The sequence below is a fragment of the Stenotrophomonas sp. Br8 genome, from assembly GCF_014763005.1.
Classification (GTDB): domain Bacteria; phylum Pseudomonadota; class Gammaproteobacteria; order Xanthomonadales; family Xanthomonadaceae; genus Stenotrophomonas; species Stenotrophomonas lactitubi.
Genome location: NZ_JACGTN010000019.1, coordinates 18,159 through 35,345 on the forward strand (window position 1 = coordinate 18,159; position 17,187 = coordinate 35,345).

Sequence of the window (17,187 nt, forward strand, 5' to 3'; positions counted from 1 at the left end):
ATAGGAGCTGTACTCAATGAACAAGAAGATCCTTACTGCCGCGCTGCTGGGCGGTCTGGCTTTCGCCCAGGCTGCGTCGGCGCAGGAGTTCGATGACCGCTGGTACCTGACCGGTTCGGCCGGCTTCAACTTCCAGGATAACGACCGTCTGACCAACGACGCTCCGTTCGTGACCCTGGGTCTGGGCAAGTTCATCAGCCCGAACTGGTCGCTGGATGGTGAGCTGAACTACCAGAACCCGAACTTCGACGCCAACCAGGATCAGAACTGGTCGCAGTACGGCGTGTCGTTCGATCTGCGTCGCCACTTCATCAAGGAAGGCCGCGGCTGGAACCCCTACATCGTGGGCGGCCTGGGCTACCAGAAGTCTGAAGAAGAGTACGCAGCTGGCCCGAACGGCCCGGCTGACCGCAAGGACGGCAACCTGGCTGCCAAGCTCGGCGTCGGCCTGCAGACCACCTTCGACAAGCGCGTTGCTGTCCGCGCCGAAGTGGCCTACCGCGCTGACTTCGACGACCAGAGCATCGCCGCGCGCGACGAAAGCTGGTTCGGCGACGTGCTGGCTTCGGTCGGCGTCGTGATCCCGCTGGGCCCGGCCCCGGTGGCTGCTGTTCCGGCACCGGCTCCGGTTGCCCCGAGCTGCGCCGACCTGGATGACGACGGTGACGGCGTCAACAACTGCGACGACAAGTGCCCGAACTCGCAGCCGGGTCAGACCATCGGTCCGGACGGTTGCCCGGTGCCGGTCTCGATCGACCTGAAGGGCGTGAACTTCGACTTCGACAAGTCGAACCTGCGTCCGGACGCTGTGGCCATCCTGAGCGAAGCCACCGAGATCCTGAAGCGTTACCCGGATCTGCGCGTTGAAGTCGCCGGTCACACCGACTCGAAGGGTACCGACGCTTACAACCAGAAGCTGTCGGAGCGCCGCGCCACCGCGGTGTATAACTACCTGACCAAGAACGGCGTCGACGCTGGCCGTCTGGCCGGTCCGATCGGCTACGGCGAGAGCCGTCCGATTGCGCCGAACACCAACCCGGATGGTTCGGACAATCCGGAAGGTCGCGCCAAGAACCGTCGTACCGAGCTGAACGTCCAGAACTAAGTTCTGACGCTCTGCCAGTAAGACACAGCAGGACCCGGCTTCGGCCGGGTCTTGTTGTTTGTGCGGTCCGGAATGATGAATCAGCGCTCTAGTGGCGACCGTTCGTCGGCAATTTGCTTATGAAACCAATGAGTTGCCGTATTCATTGAAAGTGGCGCTTGAAAGATGACGTGGCATTGCTAAACTCGCCGCGTCACTTCCTTCCGTGGATGCCCTCATGCTGCGCTCTGCATCGGCTGCCGTTCTGGCGCTGGCCCTGGTTCCTGCTGCTCACGCTGCGGTCGATTGCTCGGTCAACACCAGCGCTTCGCCGCTGCCGTTGCCGGCCACGGCCATCGCCCCGGTGGCTGATGAGCTGTATATCCGCAGCAGCCAGCTGGGCATGTCCAGCGGCGTGCTGGGCAGCAGCTACGATCCGTCCCAGTCGCTGGACCAGGTGCTGCAGCGGTTGCGCATCGATGGCTGCCAGAACATCGCCAAGGCGATTCCGAGCGCGCCGGCGGTGAAGCCGAATGATCCTGCCGCGTACAAGCCGCAGACCGAGTTCGACAACACGCCGTGGCGCTTCGACATGAGCCAGAACGGCAAGCGCATGACCGCCGAAGAGTTCGACGCCTGGATGAAGGCACGCGGCGTGCGCGTGGTCAAGGCGCGTCCGGTTCCGGCCGCCACCCCGGCCGCAGCCGAAGTACCGGCTGAGACCAAGCCGGTCGACAAGAAGTAAGCGCGGCGGGGAGCAGAGGCTTGCGCACGCGCCGCCCACCTGCTGCCCCCGCTGCCCGCTCCCACGCTGCGCGTGGGCGTGCGAATCCTCCTGCGGTTTCCGCTGGCGTGCGCCATGGCCTGGCGCGCGTGCTGTCCAAGGCCGGCGTGTGCTCGCGCAGCGAAGCCGCGCGCTGGATCGCCGATGGCCGTGTCCGTGTCGCCGGGCGCATCGTCCGTGATCCGGAATTTCCGATTGCCAGCCCGGCGCCGCCGATCGAGGTCGACGGCCAGCCGATGGGCGCACCACAACGCCTGTACCTGATGCTCAACAAGCCGCGCGGGGTGGTCACCACCGTGCAGGACGAGCGTGGCCGCGACACGGTGTACCGCTGCTTCGATGGCGCCGGCCTGCCGTGGATCGCGCCGGTCGGTCGCCTGGACAAGGCCAGTGAAGGCCTGTTGCTGTTCAGCAACGATCCGCAGTGGGCCGCGCGCCTGACCGATCCGGAGACCGGCCCGCAGAAGACCTATCACGTGCAGGTGGATCGCCTGCCCGATGACGACACCCTGGCGGCGCTGCGCGCCGGTGTCGAAGACGAGGGTGAATTCCTCCTCGCCCTGGCCGTACGCGTGCTGCGCAGCGGCGACAAGACCGCCTGGTTGGAGGTGGTCCTCGACGAGGGCCGCAACCGCCATATCCGTCGCCTGCTGGCGGCCTTCGACCTGCAGGTGCTGCGCCTGGTCCGCGTTGCGATCGGAGAGCTCACGCTCGGCGATCTCGGCAAGGGCCAGTGGCGGGCGCTGGAGGTCAGCGACCAGCAGCGGCTGGGGGCCGCTGCACCGGGCTGAGTGATGCCCACGGCCGGCAGTTGCCGGCCACCGTTCCAGGCGTAGGGGGCGCCTGGTTGTCGAATGTCCAGAACGGAGCCTGCCCATGTATCACCCGACCCTCAAGCAAACCCTGCGCTGCGCCAGTCTGTTGTTGCCGATCGTGCTGTTGACCGCGTGTGGCGGCCACAAGAAAACGGCCAAGGCCGATCGCCCGGCCGAGACCCCGGTGGTTGAAGTGAAGACCCCGGAACTGGATGGCCGCGGCAGCTATCGCTTCATGATGAGCAACGGCGACCAGAAGATGACCGCCGACCAGTTCGATGCCTGGATGAAAGCCAATGGCATCCGCGTTGCCAAGGGCAATGGGCAGGATGCTGCCGCCAAGCCGGTGGTGGTCGCCAGCAAGGACGAGCCCAAGGACAAGAAGAAAAAGAAGAAGTAGCGCCGGGTGGGTGCCGACCTCGGTCGGCACGTCATCAGACTCCGGTAGGTGCCGACCTTGGTCGGCACGCTTTGGCCTGAAGGGTCAGAGCCCTTTCCGCAGGAAAGGGATCCGACTCCGCCGGTGATCAGCCCTTGATCACGCCCAGCTCGACGCCGATGCGGGTGAACGCATCGATCGCGCGGTCCAGATGCTCACGGCTGTGCGCGGCGCTGATCTGGGTGCGGATGCGCGCCTGGCCCTTGGGTACCACCGGGAAGAAGAAGCCGATCGCGTAGATGCCTTCTTCGAGCAGGCGCTCGGCGAACTTCTGCGCCAGCGGTGCGTCGTACAGCATCACCGGGCTGATCGGGTGCACGCCGGGCTTCACGTCGAAGCCGGCAGCGGTCATCTTCTCGCGGAAGTAGGTGGTGTTCTCGGCCAGGGTGCTGCGCAGGTCATCGGCTGCGGCCAGCATCTCGAACGCCTTGATGCCGGCGGCAACCACGTGCGGCGGCAGCGAGTTGGAGAACAGGTACGGGCGCGAACGCTGGCGCAGCAGCTCGATCACTTCGGCGCTGGCGCAGGTGAAGCCACCCAGTGCGCCGCCCATGGCCTTGCCCAGGGTGCCGGTGATGATGTCGATCTTCTCCAGCACGCCCTTGACCTCGGCCGAGCCGCGGCCCGTCGCGCCGAGGAAGCCGGTGGCATGGCATTCGTCGATGTGCACCAGTGCGTTGTACTTCTTCGCCAGTGCGGTGATTTCGTCCAGCGGCGCGATGAAGCCGTCCATCGAGAACACGCCGTCGGTGGTGATCAGCTTGGTCTTGCAGCCGGCAGCATCGGCGGCCTGCAGCTGCGCCTCCAGGTCGGCCATGTCGCAGTTGGCGTAGCGGAAGCGCTTGGCCTTGCACAGGCGCACACCGTCGATGATCGAAGCATGGTTCAACGCATCGGAGATGATCGCGTCGTTCTCGCCCAGCAGCGGCTCGAACAGGCCGCCGTTGGCGTCGAAGCAGGCCGCGTACAGGATGGTGTCCTGCTTGCCGAAGAAGCCGGCGATCTGTGCTTCCAGCTGCTTGTGCAGGTCCTGGGTGCCGCAGATGAAGCGCACCGATGCCATGCCGAAACCATGGCTGTCCAGCGCGTCCTTCGCGGCCTGGATCAGGTCCGGATGGTCGGCCAGGCCAAGGTAGTTGTTGGCGCAGAAGTTCAGCACCTTGCGGCCGTCTTCGAGGGTGATCTCGGCGGACTGCGGGCTGGTGATGATCCGCTCGGACTTGAACAGGCCCTGGGCGCGGATGGCGTCCAGTTCCTCAGCATAGTGGCGGGTCAGGGCGGAGGAGTCGGTCATGGCGTGGGCACGGCTCAGCACGGGAAACCACTGATTCTACCGGGCATCGACGGCTGCGGACCGGGCCGGATGGGGCACCGCCATGGCCGGCACATGTTGCATCGCAATAGCAAACGGGTTAAAAATTCGTGAACCGGGGCTGTCTGGCTCCGGTCGCTGCGCCCGCTGCAGATCCCGCCTTCCACGCCACCGACCCCACCGGAGACGCCCATGAAGCACGCCCGTGCCTGCCTCGCCATTGCCGCCGCCCTGACCCTCGCGCCGTTCGCCGCCAGCGCCCAGGACAACGAATCTCCGTACAGCTGGAACGTCACCGCCGTCTCGGACTACCTGTTCCGTGGTGTGTCGCAGACCGATGAGGATCCGACCCTGCAGGCCGGCTTCACCTACACCAGCCCGGTCGGCCTGTATGCCGGCGTCTGGGGCTCGGGCGTCGACTTCGGCGCAGGCGATCCGAAGACCGAGGTCGACTACCTGATCGGCTACGGCGTGGACGTGACCGAGCGCGTCAACTTCGACGTGCTGTTGAACCGTTATACCTACCTCAAGTCCAGCCACCAGAACTACAACGAGCTGATCACCACCACCACGCTGGACGACACCTACAAGCTGACGGTGGCCTACAGCAACGACGTGTGGAACAGCAGCACCGATGGCTGGTACTTCGGCCTGGGTGGCAGCTGGGGCTTGCCGAAGGAGTTCACGCTCAACGCCAACGTCGGCCGCAGCACCTTCGAGGACGGGATCGCCAAGGACTACACCGACTGGAACGTCGGCGTCGCCCGCCAGTTCGGCCTGTTCAACGTCGGCCTGGGCTACTACGGCACCGACGGCAATGGCCGCGACAACTCCGGCAAGCTGGCGCACAGCCGGGTGATGCTGAGCGTGGCGGTCGGAAAGTAACGCCGCAGGCGTTACGGTAGTGCCGGCCGCTGGCCGGCAGCACCAAAGAAAAAGGCGCCCAATGGGCGCCTTTTTCAGCTCCGGCGACGCCGGGCATGGCCCGGCGCTACCGTGGGCCGGATCAATTCCAGCTCAAAACAACCTTGCCTGCCTTGCCTTCTTCCATCAGGTCGAAGCCCTTCTGGAAATCGTCGATCGGCAGCTGGTGGGTCATCACCTTGCCGAGCGGGAAGCCGGACAGCACCAGCTGGGTCATCTTGTACCAGGTCTCGTACATCTTGCGGCCGTAGATGCCCTGCACGGTCAGGCCCTTGAAGATGATCTTGTCCCAGTCGCAGCCGGCGCCCTTGGGCATGATGCCGAGCATGGCGATCTTGCCGCCGTGGTACATGCAGTCGAGCATGTCGTTGAACGCGCGCGGATTGCCGCTCATTTCCAGGCCCACGTCGAAGCCCTCCATGTGCAGTTCCTTCATCACGTCCTTCAGCGACGTGTTGGCGACGTTGACCACTCGCGTGGCGCCCATGTCGGCGGCCAGCTTGAGGCGGAAGTCGTTGACGTCGGTCACCACCACGTTGCGTGCACCGATGTGCTTGCAGATGCCCGCCGCGATGATGCCGATCGGGCCGGCGCCGGTGATCAGCACGTCTTCGCCGATGACGTTGAATTCCAGCGCGCAGTGCGCGGCATTGCCGTACGGGTCGAAGAAGGCGGCCAGTTCGGACGGGATCTGGTCGGGGATCGGCCACAGGTTGCTGGCCGGCATCACCATGTATTCGGCGAACGCGCCGTTGACGTTGACGCCGATGCCGACGGTGTTCGGGCACAGGTGCGGACGACCGCCGCGGCAGTTGCGGCAGTGGCCGCAGACGATGTGGCCTTCGGCCGACACGCGCTGGCCGATCTCGTAGCCGGTCACGCCCGGGCCGATCTCGGCGATGCGGCCGACGAACTCATGGCCGATGGTCAGGCCCGGCTTGATCGTGCGCTGGCTCCATTCGTCCCACAGGTAGATGTGCAGGTCGGTGCCGCAGATCGCGGTCTTTTCCAGCTTGATCAGGACCTGGTTGGGGCCCGGGGTCGGCACCGGAACCTCTTCCATCCAGATGCCCTTGGCCGCTTCGCGCTTGACCAGGGCCTTCATCGTTTGCTGCGCCATCGGGGTGGAACTCATCAGGGGGAAAGCGCGGATTATAGGGCGCCACGCGGATTTCCCATGTTGCGCTGCGGGTGCATTGGTGGAACGAAAGATGCACGCAGGCGGGCGTTTCGAACGTTGCCGCTGCGCTCGCCGGGCATGGCCCGGCGCTACCCCGCATGGCGGCTGCCCCGGTAGCGCTGGGCCATGCCCGGCGGATGCTTGGGTGCCAACTGAGGTTGGCTGCTACCGGGGCATCGGTGCGCCCGGCCCATGACTTCCGGGGTTCGGGGCGGGGCAGGGTGGCGGGCTACAATCGAAGGTTCCACTACCAGGGGCCGCTCAATGCGCTCGAACCTGCTTGCATTCTCCGTCGTCGCCAGCCTTGGGCTGGTCCAGGTCGCCCATGCCGCTGAAGGCATGTGGGTGCCGCAGCAGCTGCCGGAAATCGCCGGCCCGCTGCAGAAGGCCGGCCTCAAGCTGTCCCCGGAACAGCTGGCCAACCTGACCGGCGACCCGATGGGCGCGGTGGTCGCGCTGGGCGGCTGCACCGCCAGCTTCGTCTCCCCGCAGGGCCTGGTGGTCACCAACCACCACTGTGCCTACGGTGCGATCCAGCTGAATTCGACCGCGCAGAAGAACCTGATCAAGGACGGCTTCAACGCGCCCAAGCTCAGCGACGAACTGAGTGCCGGCCCGAACGCCCGCGTGTTCGTGCTCGACCAGATCACCGACGTCACCGCCCAGGCCAAGGCCGCCATCGCCGGCGCCGGCAAGGACCCGCTGGCCCGCAGCCGTGCGCTGGATGCCTTCGACAAGGCCCAGGTCGCCGCCTGTGAAGCCGATGCCGGTTTCCGCTGCCGCCTGTACAGCTTCTCCGGCGGCAACGCCTACCGCCTGTTCCGCAACCTGGAAATCAAGGACGTGCGCCTGGTCTATGCACCTCCGGGCAGCGTCGGCAAGTTCGGCGGCGACGTCGACAACTGGATGTGGCCGCGCCACACCGGTGATTTCTCGTTCTACCGTGCCTACGTCGGCAAGGACGGCAAGCCGGCGGCGTTCTCGGCCGACAACGTGCCGTACCAGCCCAAGCACTTCCTGAAGTTCGCCGATACGCCGCTGGGTGCCGACGACTTCGTGATGGTGGCCGGCTACCCGGGCCGCACCAACCGTTACGCGCTGGCCGGTGAGTTCAACGAGACCGCCAGCTTCACCTACCCGACCATCGCCCGCCACTACAACGCGGTGCTGAAGATGATCGCTGACGCCGGCAAGGCCGACGCCGACGTCAAGGTGAAGTACGCCGCCACCGCCGCCAGCATGAACAACGTGGCCAAGAACTACCTGGGCCAGCTGGAAGGCTTCAAGCGCATCGACGCCGCTGGCCAGAAGCAGGCCGAAGAAGCCGCCGTGCTGGCCTGGCTGAAGAAGCAGGGCGCTGCCGGCAAGCCGGCGCTGGCCGCACACGCGCAGCTGCTGCAGCACCTGGACACCAGCAAGTCGACGCGCGAGCGCGACCTGTTCGTTGGCCAGTTCAACAACACCTCGGCCGTTGGCGCGGCGATCACCCTGTACCGCCTGTCGATCGAGCGCAGCAAGCCGGACGCCGAGCGCGAAGCCGGCTACCAGGAACGTGACCTGACCACCATCGAAGGTGGCCTGAAGCAGATGGATCGCCGCTACGTGGCGAAGATGGACCAGCAGCTGCAGGCTTACTGGCTCGACCAGTACGTGGCCCTGCCGGCCGCGCAGCGCGACAACGAAGTGTTGAACAAGTGGCTGGCCGGCAGCGATGCCACTGCGGTGAAGTCGCTGGTGACCAAGCTGGGCGGCACCGAGCTGGGCAGCCTGGACAACCGCCTGAAGTGGTTCAAGGCCGATCGCGCGGCGTTTGAAGCCAGCACCGATCCGGCCATCCAGTACGCGGTGGCCGTCATGCCGGCGCTGCTGAAGCAGGAAGAGCAGAAGAAGATCCGCGAAGGCGAATCGCTGACTGCCCGACCGCTGTACCTGCAGGCCGTGGCCGACTACAAGAAGAGCCAGGGTGAGTTCGTCTACCCGGACGCCAACCTGTCGCTGCGCATCACCTTCGGCAACGTCATGGGCTATGGCAAGGACGGCGTGAAGTACACCCCGTTCACCACCCTGGAAGGCGTGGCGGCGAAGGAAACCGGCGAAGATCCGTTCGATTCGCCGAAGGCGCTGCTGGATGCGGTCAAGGCCAAGCGTTACGGTGGCCTGGAAGACAAGCGCATTGGTTCGGTGCCGGTGAACTTCCTGTCCAACCTGGACATCACCGGTGGCAACTCCGGCTCGCCGGTGCTCGATGCCAACGGCAAGCTGGTGGGCCTGGCCTTCGACGGCAACTGGGAATCGGTCAGCTCCAACTGGGTGTTCGACCCGGTGATGACCCGCATGATCGCCGTCGACAGCCGCTACATGCAGTGGATCATGCAGGAAGTGGCGCCGGCGCCGCAGCTGCTGAAGGAACTGAACCTGGCCAAATGAGATCCGCCGTCCCCGCGTGAGCGGGGACCGCCGGTTGTAGCGCCGAGCCATGCTCGGCGGGAATGGCCAGGAAACCCCTGAAACCCCGCGACGTCTGTCGCGGGGTTTTTTCATGCCCCGTCCGGCCCGGTCCGCCGAACAGGTATCATCCCTGTTCCGCGTACTTCACAGGATGTGAACACTGCGCCGGAACTCCTCCCCCAAGGACCCCTTGTTCGCATGCGCATCCTGCTTGCCCGTCACGGCGAAACGCCGTGGAACGCCGAAGGCCGCTACCAAGGCCAGATCGACATCCCGCTTTCGCCCATCGGTGAGGCCCAGGCCCAGGCGCTTGGCGCCCGCCTGGTTTCGGTGGACATCACCCGTGCGGTGGCCTCGCCGCTGTCGCGCGCCCAGCGCACCGCGCAGCTGGCCCTTGGCGCTGAGCGCGCCGACATGCTGCTGACCGAGCCGGAACTGCAGGAGATCGCCCACGGTGAGTGGGAAGGTCTGCTGGCCAGCGAAATCAACGAAAAAGATCCGTCGCGCCTGCAGGCCTGGCGCAATGAGCCCGACACCGTGCTGATGCCGGGCGGCGAGTCGCTGCGCCTGGTGCTGGAGCGCAGCTGGCGCGGCCTCGCCCGTGCCGTTGAAGGCCTTGGCGAACACGACACGCTGCTGGTGGTCGCCCACGACGCGGTCAACCGGGTGATCCTGTGCAAGGTGCTGGGCCTGCCGCTGTCGCGGCTGTGGACCTTCCGCCAGGCACCGACAACCCTCAACCTGCTTGAAGGCCCCGACCTGGACAGCCTGGAAGTGGTGCGCCTGAACGACTGCGCCCACCACACGCCGTTCTTCGGTGAAGCCAAGCACCGCGCACTCTGAATTTCCTGTCCTGAACCACCTGTACCTGTTGGAAGCCTTGCCGTGAAGAACACCCCGACCACTCTGGCCGATTGGCTGGATTACATTGAACGCCAGCACCCGGCCACCATCGACATGGGACTGGAGCGCGTGCGCACAGTGGCCACCGCGATGGGCCTGGGCACACCGGCCAGGCACACCATCGTGGTCGGTGGTACCAACGGCAAGGGCTCCACCGTTGCCTTCATCGAAGCCATCGCGCGCGCTGCGGGCTGGAAGGTCGGTGCGTACACCTCACCGCACCTGCTGCGCTACAACGAGCGCGTGCGCATCGATGGCCAGGATGCCGATGACGCCGCACTGGTCGCTGCGTTCAACACGGTCGAGGCCGCGCGCGGTGATGTGACGCTGACCTATTTCGAGTACGGAACGCTGGCCGCGCTGCAGTTGTTCGCCGATGCCGATCTCGATCTGGCCGTGCTGGAAGTCGGCCTTGGCGGCCGCCTGGATGCGGTCAACATCGTCGACGCAGACGTGTCGGTGATCACCACCGTGGACATCGATCATGCCGAATGGCTGGGCGAGGACCGCGAGGCCATCGGTGCCGAGAAGGCCGGCATCATCCGCGGCTGGAAGCCGGTGATCCTGGGCGAGACCGATCCGCCGTCGAGCGTACTGGCGCGCGCCTATCTGGTAGGTGCCAATGCGATCCGCGGTGGCAGCGACTACTTCTACGAACCGATCGATGCGCAGCGTTGGCGTTGGCGCGATGTGGGCACCCGCCTGGAGCTGCCGACCCCGGCGCTGGCCGGGCCGATCCAGCTGGCCAACGCCGGTGCGGCGATCGCTGCGCTGCGTGCGCTGGACAAGCCGGTGCCGCGCGCCGCATGGGCCGCAGGCGTGGCTGCGGCGCGCATCGCCGGGCGCCTGCAGGCGTTCGAGCGCGATGGCGTGCAGGTCCGCGTCGATGTCGGCCACAACCCGCAGGCGGCCGGCCAGCTGGCGCGCGCGCTGAAGGCCGAGGCTGCCCCCGGGCGCACCCTGGCGGTGTACGCCGCGCTGCAGGACAAGGACGCCGTGGGCGTGGTGCAGGCCCTGCAGGACGTGGTGAGCGACTGGACCCTGGCCGGGCTGGATGGCCCGCGTGGGCAGAGCGCGGCGCAACTGCAGGTACGCCTGGCCGATACCGCCGCAGCCACTGCGGCGCTGGCCGATACGGTCGAACAGGCGCTGGCGCAGGTGCTGGCCCGTGCCGAACGCGGCGACCGGGTACTGGTGTTCGGCTCCTTCCATACCGCAGCCGCTGCGCTGCAATGGCTGCAGGCCCCTGCCTGACCGCCGTTCAGCCATTACCGACGCCGCCCGGTCGCGCACCCGTATAATCGACCGCAACGTCCAGCCTGCCGCCTGCCCTACGTGGATACGCCCCTGAAACAGCGTCTGATTGGTGCCATCGTCCTGGTGGCCTTGGCCGTCATCTTCCTGCCGATGCTCGTCAAGGGCCCGGCCCCGGACAGCGGCGTGGCCAATGTGCCGATCGCCGCGCCCGATGCGCCGGCCGATGGCCAGTTCGAAACCCGCGAACTGCCGCTGGTCGCGCCTGCCGGTGGCGCCACCGGGTTGCAGAGCGGCCAGGCCCGTCCCGTCGAGGAGGCCGCCGCGCCGGCTGCGCCGCCGACCGTGGACACCTCGCCAGCAGTCGCCGCCGGCAACTACGCGGTGACCTTCGGCGCCTACGGCAGCCAGGCCGATGCCGATGCGGTGGTCGCCTACCTGAAGCGCTCGCAGCTTCCGGGCTTCATCGAGACCGCATCGATCAACGGTCGCCCGGCCTGGCGCGTGCGCGTTGGACCGTATGCCGATCGTGCGCAGGCCGAAGCGGGCCGGCTGCAGGCGGTGAAGGTCCGCGCCGACGTGAAGGCAGAAGTCATCACCCTCGATGCCAAGCCCTCGACCAGCGCACCGGTGGCCAGCACGCCGGCGCCCGCGCCGAGCGCCAGCACCCCTGTCGCGGCGACTGCGCCGTCGGCGACCGGCAACCCGGTGCGCAGTGAAAGCCTGCCGCCGAGCACGCCAACCGCAGCAACAGCGCCGGCCACCAAGCCGGAACCGGCCAAGCCCGTGGCCAAGCCGGAACCAAAGCCCGAGCCCAAGCCGGAAGCGACCGCCAGCAAGCCGGCCACCCCGCCGAGTACGCCGGCCGCACCGGCTGCGAGCGGCGTGGGGTTTGCCGTGCAGCTCGGTGCATTCGGCCAGGCCAACGATGCCAACGCCCTGCGCGACAAGGTCCGCGCGGCAGGCTTCAGCGCCTTCGTCGAGCAGGTGCGCACCGAAAAGGGCAGCCTGCACCGGGTCCGCGTCGGGCCGGTCGCCAACCGCGCCGATGCCGAACAGTTGAAGGCGCAGGTCGCCGCCAAGGTCGGCGTGGCCGGTATGGTGCGACCGCACCCATGACCTGTACGCAGCCCCGTTGCCAGCGCCGCCGAAGGAGCGGGGCGCCATGATCGACGTGGTGCTGCTGATCGTGATCGCCGCCTCCACCCTGCTCGGGTTGCTGCGCGGCTTCGTCGGCATCGTCATCGGCACCGTATCGTGGCTGGTGGCTGCCTGGGCGGCTTTCGCCTTCGGCAATGACGCCGCACGCTGGTGGGCGGCACCGGCCGCGCCCGGCGGCGAGCATTTCATCGGCGGTTACCTCAGCGTCGGCATCGGCGTGATGGTCGTCGTCGCCGTGATCGGCATGGTCATCAAGGCCATCGTCCACCGCAACATGCTGGGCAGCCTGGACCGCCTGCTGGGTGGGATCCTTGGCGCCGTGCGTGGGGGCCTCATCGCGGCCGTGCTGCTGCTGCTGGCCGGCTTCACCCCGCTCACCGCCGAACCCTCCTGGCGCGGCTCGGCGCTGCGTCCGGTGCTGAACCCGGCCGTGGGCTGGATGAACAGCAAGCTGCCGCACTGGCAGGTGCCGGGGGCCGACCTGCTGCCCAAGGCCTTGCCGATGGACGCACTGTCCCCATCTGCGTTGATGGAGCTGGGCAAAAGCGCCGGCGCCGGAGTGGGCAAGCCGGGGGCGACAGGCGATAATGGCGTACTCGGTCAGATAGTGGCGGGCAGCGGATGGCTGCGGCCTGCGAAGGCGGAACAGGGCGAGGCATATGATCCGGCCGAAGTGCGCCCGGACGCCCCAGCACTACCGGGCAGCATCGAGCCGGGCGACCCGGCCAATGTCGACCGCAGACGCGGCGACAACTCTGGCCAGGTACGGCCACCTTCCTTGTAACTGGGCACAGCCCAGCGGAGACCTCGCATCATGTGTGGCATCGTCGGAATCGTCGGCAACCAGAACGTCGCCGGGCAGTTGTATGACGGCTTGACCGTCCTCCAGCATCGCGGCCAGGACGCGGCGGGCATCGCCACCGTCAACGGCAGCCGCCTGCGGGTGCAGAAGGCCACCGGCCTGGTCCGCGATGTCTTCGATGCACGCACCATGTCCACCCTGGAAGGCAGCGTCGGTATCGCCCATGTGCGCTACCCGACCGCGGGTTCCGAAGGCATGGACGAGGCGCAGCCGTTCTACGTCAATTCGCCGTACGGCATCGCGCTGGCCCACAACGGCAACCTGATCAACACCGAGGACCTGCGCCAGCAGGTGTTCGAGCAGGACCGCCGCAACGTCAATACCGATTCGGACAGCGAAGTGCTGTTGAACGTGTTCGCCTACGAACTGGAACAGCAGCGCCAGCTCAGCCCGGAAGCCGCCATCCGCGCGGTGGCCGGCGTGCACCGTCGCTGCAAGGGCGGCTATGCGGTGGTCAGCGTGGTGCTGGGCCTGGGCCTGGTCGCTTTCCGCGATCCGCATGGCATCCGCCCGCTGGTGCTGGGCAAGCGCAGCCACGCCGAGGGTGACGAGTACATCGTTGCCTCCGAGTCGGCCGCGCTGGACGTGCTGGGCTTCCAGCGCGTGCGTGACGTGCAGCCGGGCGAAGCGCTGGTGATCACCGCGCGCGGTGAACTGTTCTCGGAAATCTGCGCCGAGCCGGCCGAACACACCCCGTGCATCTTCGAGTACGTGTACTTCGCACGCCCCGATTCGATGATCGACAACGTGTCGGTGCACAAGGCGCGCATGCGCATGGGCATCAAGCTGGGCGAGAAGATCCTGCGCCTGCGCCCGGACCACGACATCGACACCATCATCCCGATCCCGGACACCTCGCGCGATGCTGCGCTGGAGATCTCCAACGTGCTCGGGGTGAAATACCGCGAAGGCTTCATCAAGAACCGTTACATCGGCCGCACGTTCATCATGCCGGGCCAGGGCGAGCGGGTGAAGTCGGTGCGCCGCAAGCTCAACCCGATCCACCTGGAGTTCCGCAACCGCGTGGTGCTGCTGGTGGACGACTCGATCGTGCGCGGCACCACCAGCCAGCAGATCGTGCAGATGGCGCGAGATGCCGGCGCGCGCAAGGTCTACCTGGCCAGCGCCGCACCGCCGGTGCGTTACCCGAACATCTACGGCATCGACATGCCGGCCGCTGAAGAACTGGTCGCGCACAACCGCAGCATCGAGGAAATCGAAGCCCACCTGGGCTGCGACTGGCTGATCTACCAGGACATCGAAGACATGGAAGCGGCGGTGAGCGAAGGCAATCCGGCGCTGCGCAACTTCGATTCGTCGTGCTTCAACGGGCATTACCCGACGGGCATCGAACCGGGCTACTTCGAGCGCATCCAGCAGCTGCGTTCGGACGACGCCAAGCACAAGCGCCGCGCCTGAGGTCCAGGCGGTGATCGACGTGCCTGACGTCGGCGGCAATCTGCTGCGCGCTGCGCAGCAGTGCCTGGCCGAAGCCGATCCCCTGCACAAGGTCGCACTGACCCAGGCCTACGCGGCGGCGTTCCGCGCCAGCCGGTTGAACGTACCGGCCGATGCGCCGCCAGCCGAACCGATCCGCATGCCGGGCCGACCGCCGCAGCTGCTGATGGTGCATCCGCGTGAAGTGCCCCGGCGCGGCCTGGGCGGGGTGGAGGGGCGCGCGGCGTTCATCCATGCCATCGCCCATATCGAGCTCAATGCGATCGACCTGGCCTGGGACGCGGTATACCGCTTCCGCGGTCTGCCGGCAGCGTTCCACGCCGACTGGGTGAGCTGCGCCGACGACGAATCGCGCCACTTCATGCTGCTGCGCGAGCGCCTGCTGGCACACGGCCATGAGTACGCCGATTTCCCTGCGCACAACGGCCTGTGGGAAATGTGCGAGAAGACCGCGCACGACGGCCTCGCGCGCATGGCGCTGGTGCCGCGCGTGCTGGAAGCGCGTGGGCTGGACGTGACGCCTGGCATGATCGACAAGCTGCGCAATGTCGGCGACGGTGAAACCGCTGATGTGCTGGAAGTGATCCTGCGCGAGGAGGTTGCACACGTTGCCGCTGGGTCGCGCTGGTTCCGCTGGTACTGCGATCGCGCCGGCGTCGAACCGCGTGCACGTTTCAAGGAACTGCTGGTCGAGTATGCCGGTGGCTACCTGCACGGGCCGTTCAATATGGAAGCGCGCCTGCTGGCGGGGTTCGATGCGGATGAGCTCGCCAATCTGATCGAGCAGGCGGGTTGACCGGCGTCGGTTGATCCATCATCCACGCATGGCGTGGATCTACTGCAAGGCCGGTACCCCGGTGGATGAGGTCCACCCGCCACCCCAGTAGATCCACGCCATGCGTGGATGCCGTTCGCTCGTTCACCCGTTCGGCAACACCACGCGCCTGCCATCCACCGTCGGCCGGTTGATGTAGAACAACCCCGGCCCGGGGCGGTACGGCAGCTCGCTGACACCGGCATCGGCGGTGTAGGTCAGGGCGGTATCGCCCAGCGCATCGAAATTCCAGTGTGCGGACTGCATCAGGTAACGGCGGCGCAACAACGCTTCCTGCGTCGGGGTCAGCGACTGGCCGGCGATCAGACGGCGCGCGATCGGCTGCAGTGCACCAGGCAGCTCCCAACCCGCCACCTCGGCGGCGTCGGCGGTCCAGGTCACGCCGGCATCGACGGCGTGCTTCTGCATCACCTGCAGCGCCACCAGCTGATAGCGCCAATCGATGCGCCGGTGCAGCACCACCGCAGCGGTGACGTACAGCACCGGCGACATCAGCACGCTGCGGCTGCCGGCGCGTCGTTGCTGCTGCCACTGGTGCCAGACATCGACCCACACTTCCTTCGGGTTCAACCCCAGCTGCTGCCGCCAGCGCTCGGCGTCGGCCTGTGCTTCAGCGTAGGCGGTCGTCGCCTGCAGCAGTGCCAGTGGCGGTGTCTGGTAGTCCTCCACGCCGGGCCGGCGCAGCTGCTGCCGTCGGGGCCGGCTGAGCAGCTTGGGCCCTTCCTCCACCTGGTCGTAGCCTCCACCGATGTTGGCGTGCACACCGGGCAGTGCGATTTCGGGATGGGTCGGTGCCACCGTGGTCAACGCATAGTGCTGGCGATGCTCATCGCGCGCGCTGAGCTGCAACACAGCCTCGGCGATGCCCGCGGGCAGGGCGATGCGGGGGTGCTCGTCGGCGCGACCGCCGTTGACGGCGACCACCGTGTCGAACAGGCCGATGAAGCGCAGTGTCGGCCGCGGCAGGGCGAAGCCGGTGCTGCACGAAAGCCCTGCCTGCAGCAGGAGCTGCCGCCAGCGCTCGGCATCCCACCCGCGCAGGTGGTTGGCCACATCGCGTGTGGCGGCCGCGCCCCGCGAATAGCCGAACAGATCCAGCTGCACGCTGTGCAGCGGCGCGCGCCACTGCGAGGCAAGTGCCGACAGTGCGGCCGGCAGCAACACCTGCAATGCACGCTGCACCTTCGCCTGCACGCCACTGGCGCCAATCCCGAAGGCCAGGCCGATCAGGTCGTCTTCGGCATCGTCGCGGGTGCCGACACCTTCAACATAGATCGCCAGCGAAGGTGCGCTGCCCGGTGTGCGTCGGCTGTCCGGATACAGCTGGTGCAGGCGCGCGATGTTGGTGGCGCCGTTGTCGTAGCTGCTGGTGAGCCGGCTCTGGTAGGTCGAATCGTCATCGGCGCGGAGCAGGGCAGGGCGCGGTCGCGGCACCTGCCGGTGACCCTGCGCCAGGTTGTGCGCGTTGTTGCGGGTGCCATCGAAGAACAGGCCGATCCGCAGCAGGCCCGGATCAGCCGTCATGTCACTGCTGTGCTGTCCTGGTGCCATGTGCATTTCCCGTCGTGGCCACGTCACGGTAGCGCGAAAGCTGTGTGTTGGCGAAGTGTACTGACGCTTTTGACCTCACTGAACGCAGATGCGGTCGATCACAGATCGCGATTTCCATTCCCCTCATCTATTGAATTCACACGCCCTGCGCAGGCCTGATGGCCGAACCCGGCACTC

At 66.9% G+C, this 17,187-nt stretch carries 15 protein-coding genes; 12 read left to right on the top strand and 3 right to left on the bottom strand.

Annotated features, from left to right (window positions below; genetic code table 11):
• Window positions 1-16: 16 nt before the first annotated feature.
• The 4 genes from H3005_RS16685 to H3005_RS16700 all read left to right on the top strand — a co-directional run bounded on the left by H3005_RS16685 (window position 17) and on the right by H3005_RS16700 (window position 3,083).
• Window positions 17-1,105: an OmpA family protein gene (locus tag H3005_RS16685; protein WP_100551656.1), complete on the top strand. Its 1,089-nt coding sequence runs from the start codon at window positions 17-19 to the stop codon at window positions 1,103-1,105.
• Between the two features lie 217 nt (window positions 1,106-1,322).
• Window positions 1,323-1,829 carry a hypothetical protein gene (locus H3005_RS16690; RefSeq protein ID WP_100551657.1) on the top strand — a complete coding sequence of 169 codons (507 nt, stop codon included), beginning with the start codon at window positions 1,323-1,325 and terminating at the stop codon, window positions 1,827-1,829.
• 20 nt (window positions 1,830-1,849) lie between these two features.
• On the top strand, window positions 1,850-2,659 hold the full coding sequence (locus H3005_RS16695; protein WP_180163707.1) for a pseudouridine synthase: 810 nt from the start codon (window positions 1,850-1,852) through the stop codon (window positions 2,657-2,659).
• Between the two features lie 85 nt (window positions 2,660-2,744).
• The gene (locus tag H3005_RS16700) at window positions 2,745-3,083 is read left to right on the top strand and encodes a hypothetical protein (RefSeq protein WP_025878095.1); all 339 of its coding nucleotides are present in this window, start codon (window positions 2,745-2,747) and stop codon (window positions 3,081-3,083) included.
• Between the two features lie 127 nt (window positions 3,084-3,210).
• Here the strand turns inward: H3005_RS16700 and kbl are convergent, their stop codons facing one another.
• Window positions 3,211-4,416, bottom strand: a complete 1,206-nt coding sequence (gene kbl, locus H3005_RS16705) for a glycine C-acetyltransferase (RefSeq protein WP_100551658.1) — start codon at window positions 4,414-4,416, stop codon at window positions 3,211-3,213.
• A gap of 210 nt (window positions 4,417-4,626) precedes the next feature.
• Here kbl and H3005_RS16710 point away from each other — a divergent pair, with 210 nt between their 5' ends.
• Window positions 4,627-5,319 carry a TorF family putative porin gene (locus H3005_RS16710; protein WP_089239045.1) on the top strand — a complete coding sequence of 231 codons (693 nt, stop codon included), beginning with the start codon at window positions 4,627-4,629 and terminating at the stop codon, window positions 5,317-5,319.
• A gap of 121 nt (window positions 5,320-5,440) precedes the next feature.
• On the opposite strand, the gene tdh is transcribed toward H3005_RS16710, so the two are convergent.
• Complete coding sequence (gene tdh, locus H3005_RS16715; protein WP_032952044.1) at window positions 5,441-6,463, bottom strand: L-threonine 3-dehydrogenase; 1,023 nt, start codon at window positions 6,461-6,463, stop codon at window positions 5,441-5,443.
• A gap of 339 nt (window positions 6,464-6,802) precedes the next feature.
• On the opposite strand from tdh, the gene H3005_RS16720 reads away from it, so the two are divergent.
• The 7 genes from H3005_RS16720 (at window position 6,803) to H3005_RS16750 (ending at window position 15,420) form a co-directional block, all read left to right on the top strand.
• Entirely contained in the window at window positions 6,803-8,965 is a 2,163-nt protein-coding gene (locus H3005_RS16720; protein WP_191078618.1) for a S46 family peptidase, read from the top strand.
• Between the two features lie 219 nt (window positions 8,966-9,184).
• Entirely contained in the window at window positions 9,185-9,829 is a 645-nt protein-coding gene (locus H3005_RS16725; protein ID WP_180163711.1) for a histidine phosphatase family protein, read from the top strand.
• 42 nt (window positions 9,830-9,871) lie between these two features.
• On the top strand, window positions 9,872-11,143 hold the full coding sequence (gene folC / locus H3005_RS16730) for a bifunctional tetrahydrofolate synthase/dihydrofolate synthase (protein ID WP_191078619.1): 1,272 nt from the start codon (window positions 9,872-9,874) through the stop codon (window positions 11,141-11,143).
• A gap of 81 nt (window positions 11,144-11,224) precedes the next feature.
• Complete coding sequence (locus tag H3005_RS16735; protein WP_100551662.1) at window positions 11,225-12,262, top strand: SPOR domain-containing protein; 1,038 nt, start codon at window positions 11,225-11,227, stop codon at window positions 12,260-12,262.
• Between the two features lie 46 nt (window positions 12,263-12,308).
• A complete protein-coding gene (locus H3005_RS16740; protein ID WP_100551663.1) occupies window positions 12,309-13,088 on the top strand; it encodes a CvpA family protein in 780 nt (259 codons plus the stop codon).
• A 30-nt stretch (window positions 13,089-13,118) separates the two neighbouring features.
• Complete coding sequence (gene purF, locus H3005_RS16745) at window positions 13,119-14,585, top strand: amidophosphoribosyltransferase (RefSeq protein ID WP_025878104.1); 1,467 nt, start codon at window positions 13,119-13,121, stop codon at window positions 14,583-14,585.
• 10 nt (window positions 14,586-14,595) lie between these two features.
• A complete protein-coding gene (locus H3005_RS16750; RefSeq protein WP_191078620.1) occupies window positions 14,596-15,420 on the top strand; it encodes a ferritin-like domain-containing protein in 825 nt (274 codons plus the stop codon).
• A 123-nt stretch (window positions 15,421-15,543) separates the two neighbouring features.
• Here the strand turns inward: H3005_RS16750 and H3005_RS16755 are convergent, their stop codons facing one another.
• Window positions 15,544-17,016, bottom strand: a complete 1,473-nt coding sequence (locus H3005_RS16755; RefSeq protein WP_100551665.1) for a DUF2235 domain-containing protein — start codon at window positions 17,014-17,016, stop codon at window positions 15,544-15,546.
• Between the last annotated feature and the right edge of the window lie 171 nt (window positions 17,017-17,187).

What these genes read in the sequence shown, in the direction of transcription:
- H3005_RS16700 (WP_025878095.1), top strand. Translation starts at nt 2,745, where the DNA reads ATGTATCACCCGACCCTCAAGCAAACCCTGCGCTGCGCCAGTCTGTTG.
- H3005_RS16720 (WP_191078618.1), top strand. Translation starts at nt 6,803, where the DNA reads ATGCGCTCGAACCTGCTTGCATTCTCCGTCGTCGCCAGCCTTGGGCTG.
- purF (WP_025878104.1), top strand. Translation starts at nt 13,119, where the DNA reads ATGTGTGGCATCGTCGGAATCGTCGGCAACCAGAACGTCGCCGGGCAG.
- H3005_RS16755 (WP_100551665.1), bottom strand. Translation starts at nt 17,016, where the DNA reads ATGCACATGGCACCAGGACAGCACAGCAGTGACATGACGGCTGATCCG.
- H3005_RS16690 (WP_100551657.1), top strand. Translation starts at nt 1,323, where the DNA reads ATGCTGCGCTCTGCATCGGCTGCCGTTCTGGCGCTGGCCCTGGTTCCT.
- H3005_RS16710 (WP_089239045.1), top strand. Translation starts at nt 4,627, where the DNA reads ATGAAGCACGCCCGTGCCTGCCTCGCCATTGCCGCCGCCCTGACCCTC.
- tdh (WP_032952044.1), bottom strand. Translation starts at nt 6,463, where the DNA reads ATGAAGGCCCTGGTCAAGCGCGAAGCGGCCAAGGGCATCTGGATGGAA.
- H3005_RS16685 (WP_100551656.1), top strand. Translation starts at nt 17, where the DNA reads ATGAACAAGAAGATCCTTACTGCCGCGCTGCTGGGCGGTCTGGCTTTC.
- kbl (WP_100551658.1), bottom strand. Translation starts at nt 4,416, where the DNA reads ATGACCGACTCCTCCGCCCTGACCCGCCACTATGCTGAGGAACTGGAC.
- H3005_RS16725 (WP_180163711.1), top strand. Translation starts at nt 9,185, where the DNA reads ATGCGCATCCTGCTTGCCCGTCACGGCGAAACGCCGTGGAACGCCGAA.
- H3005_RS16740 (WP_100551663.1), top strand. Translation starts at nt 12,309, where the DNA reads ATGATCGACGTGGTGCTGCTGATCGTGATCGCCGCCTCCACCCTGCTC.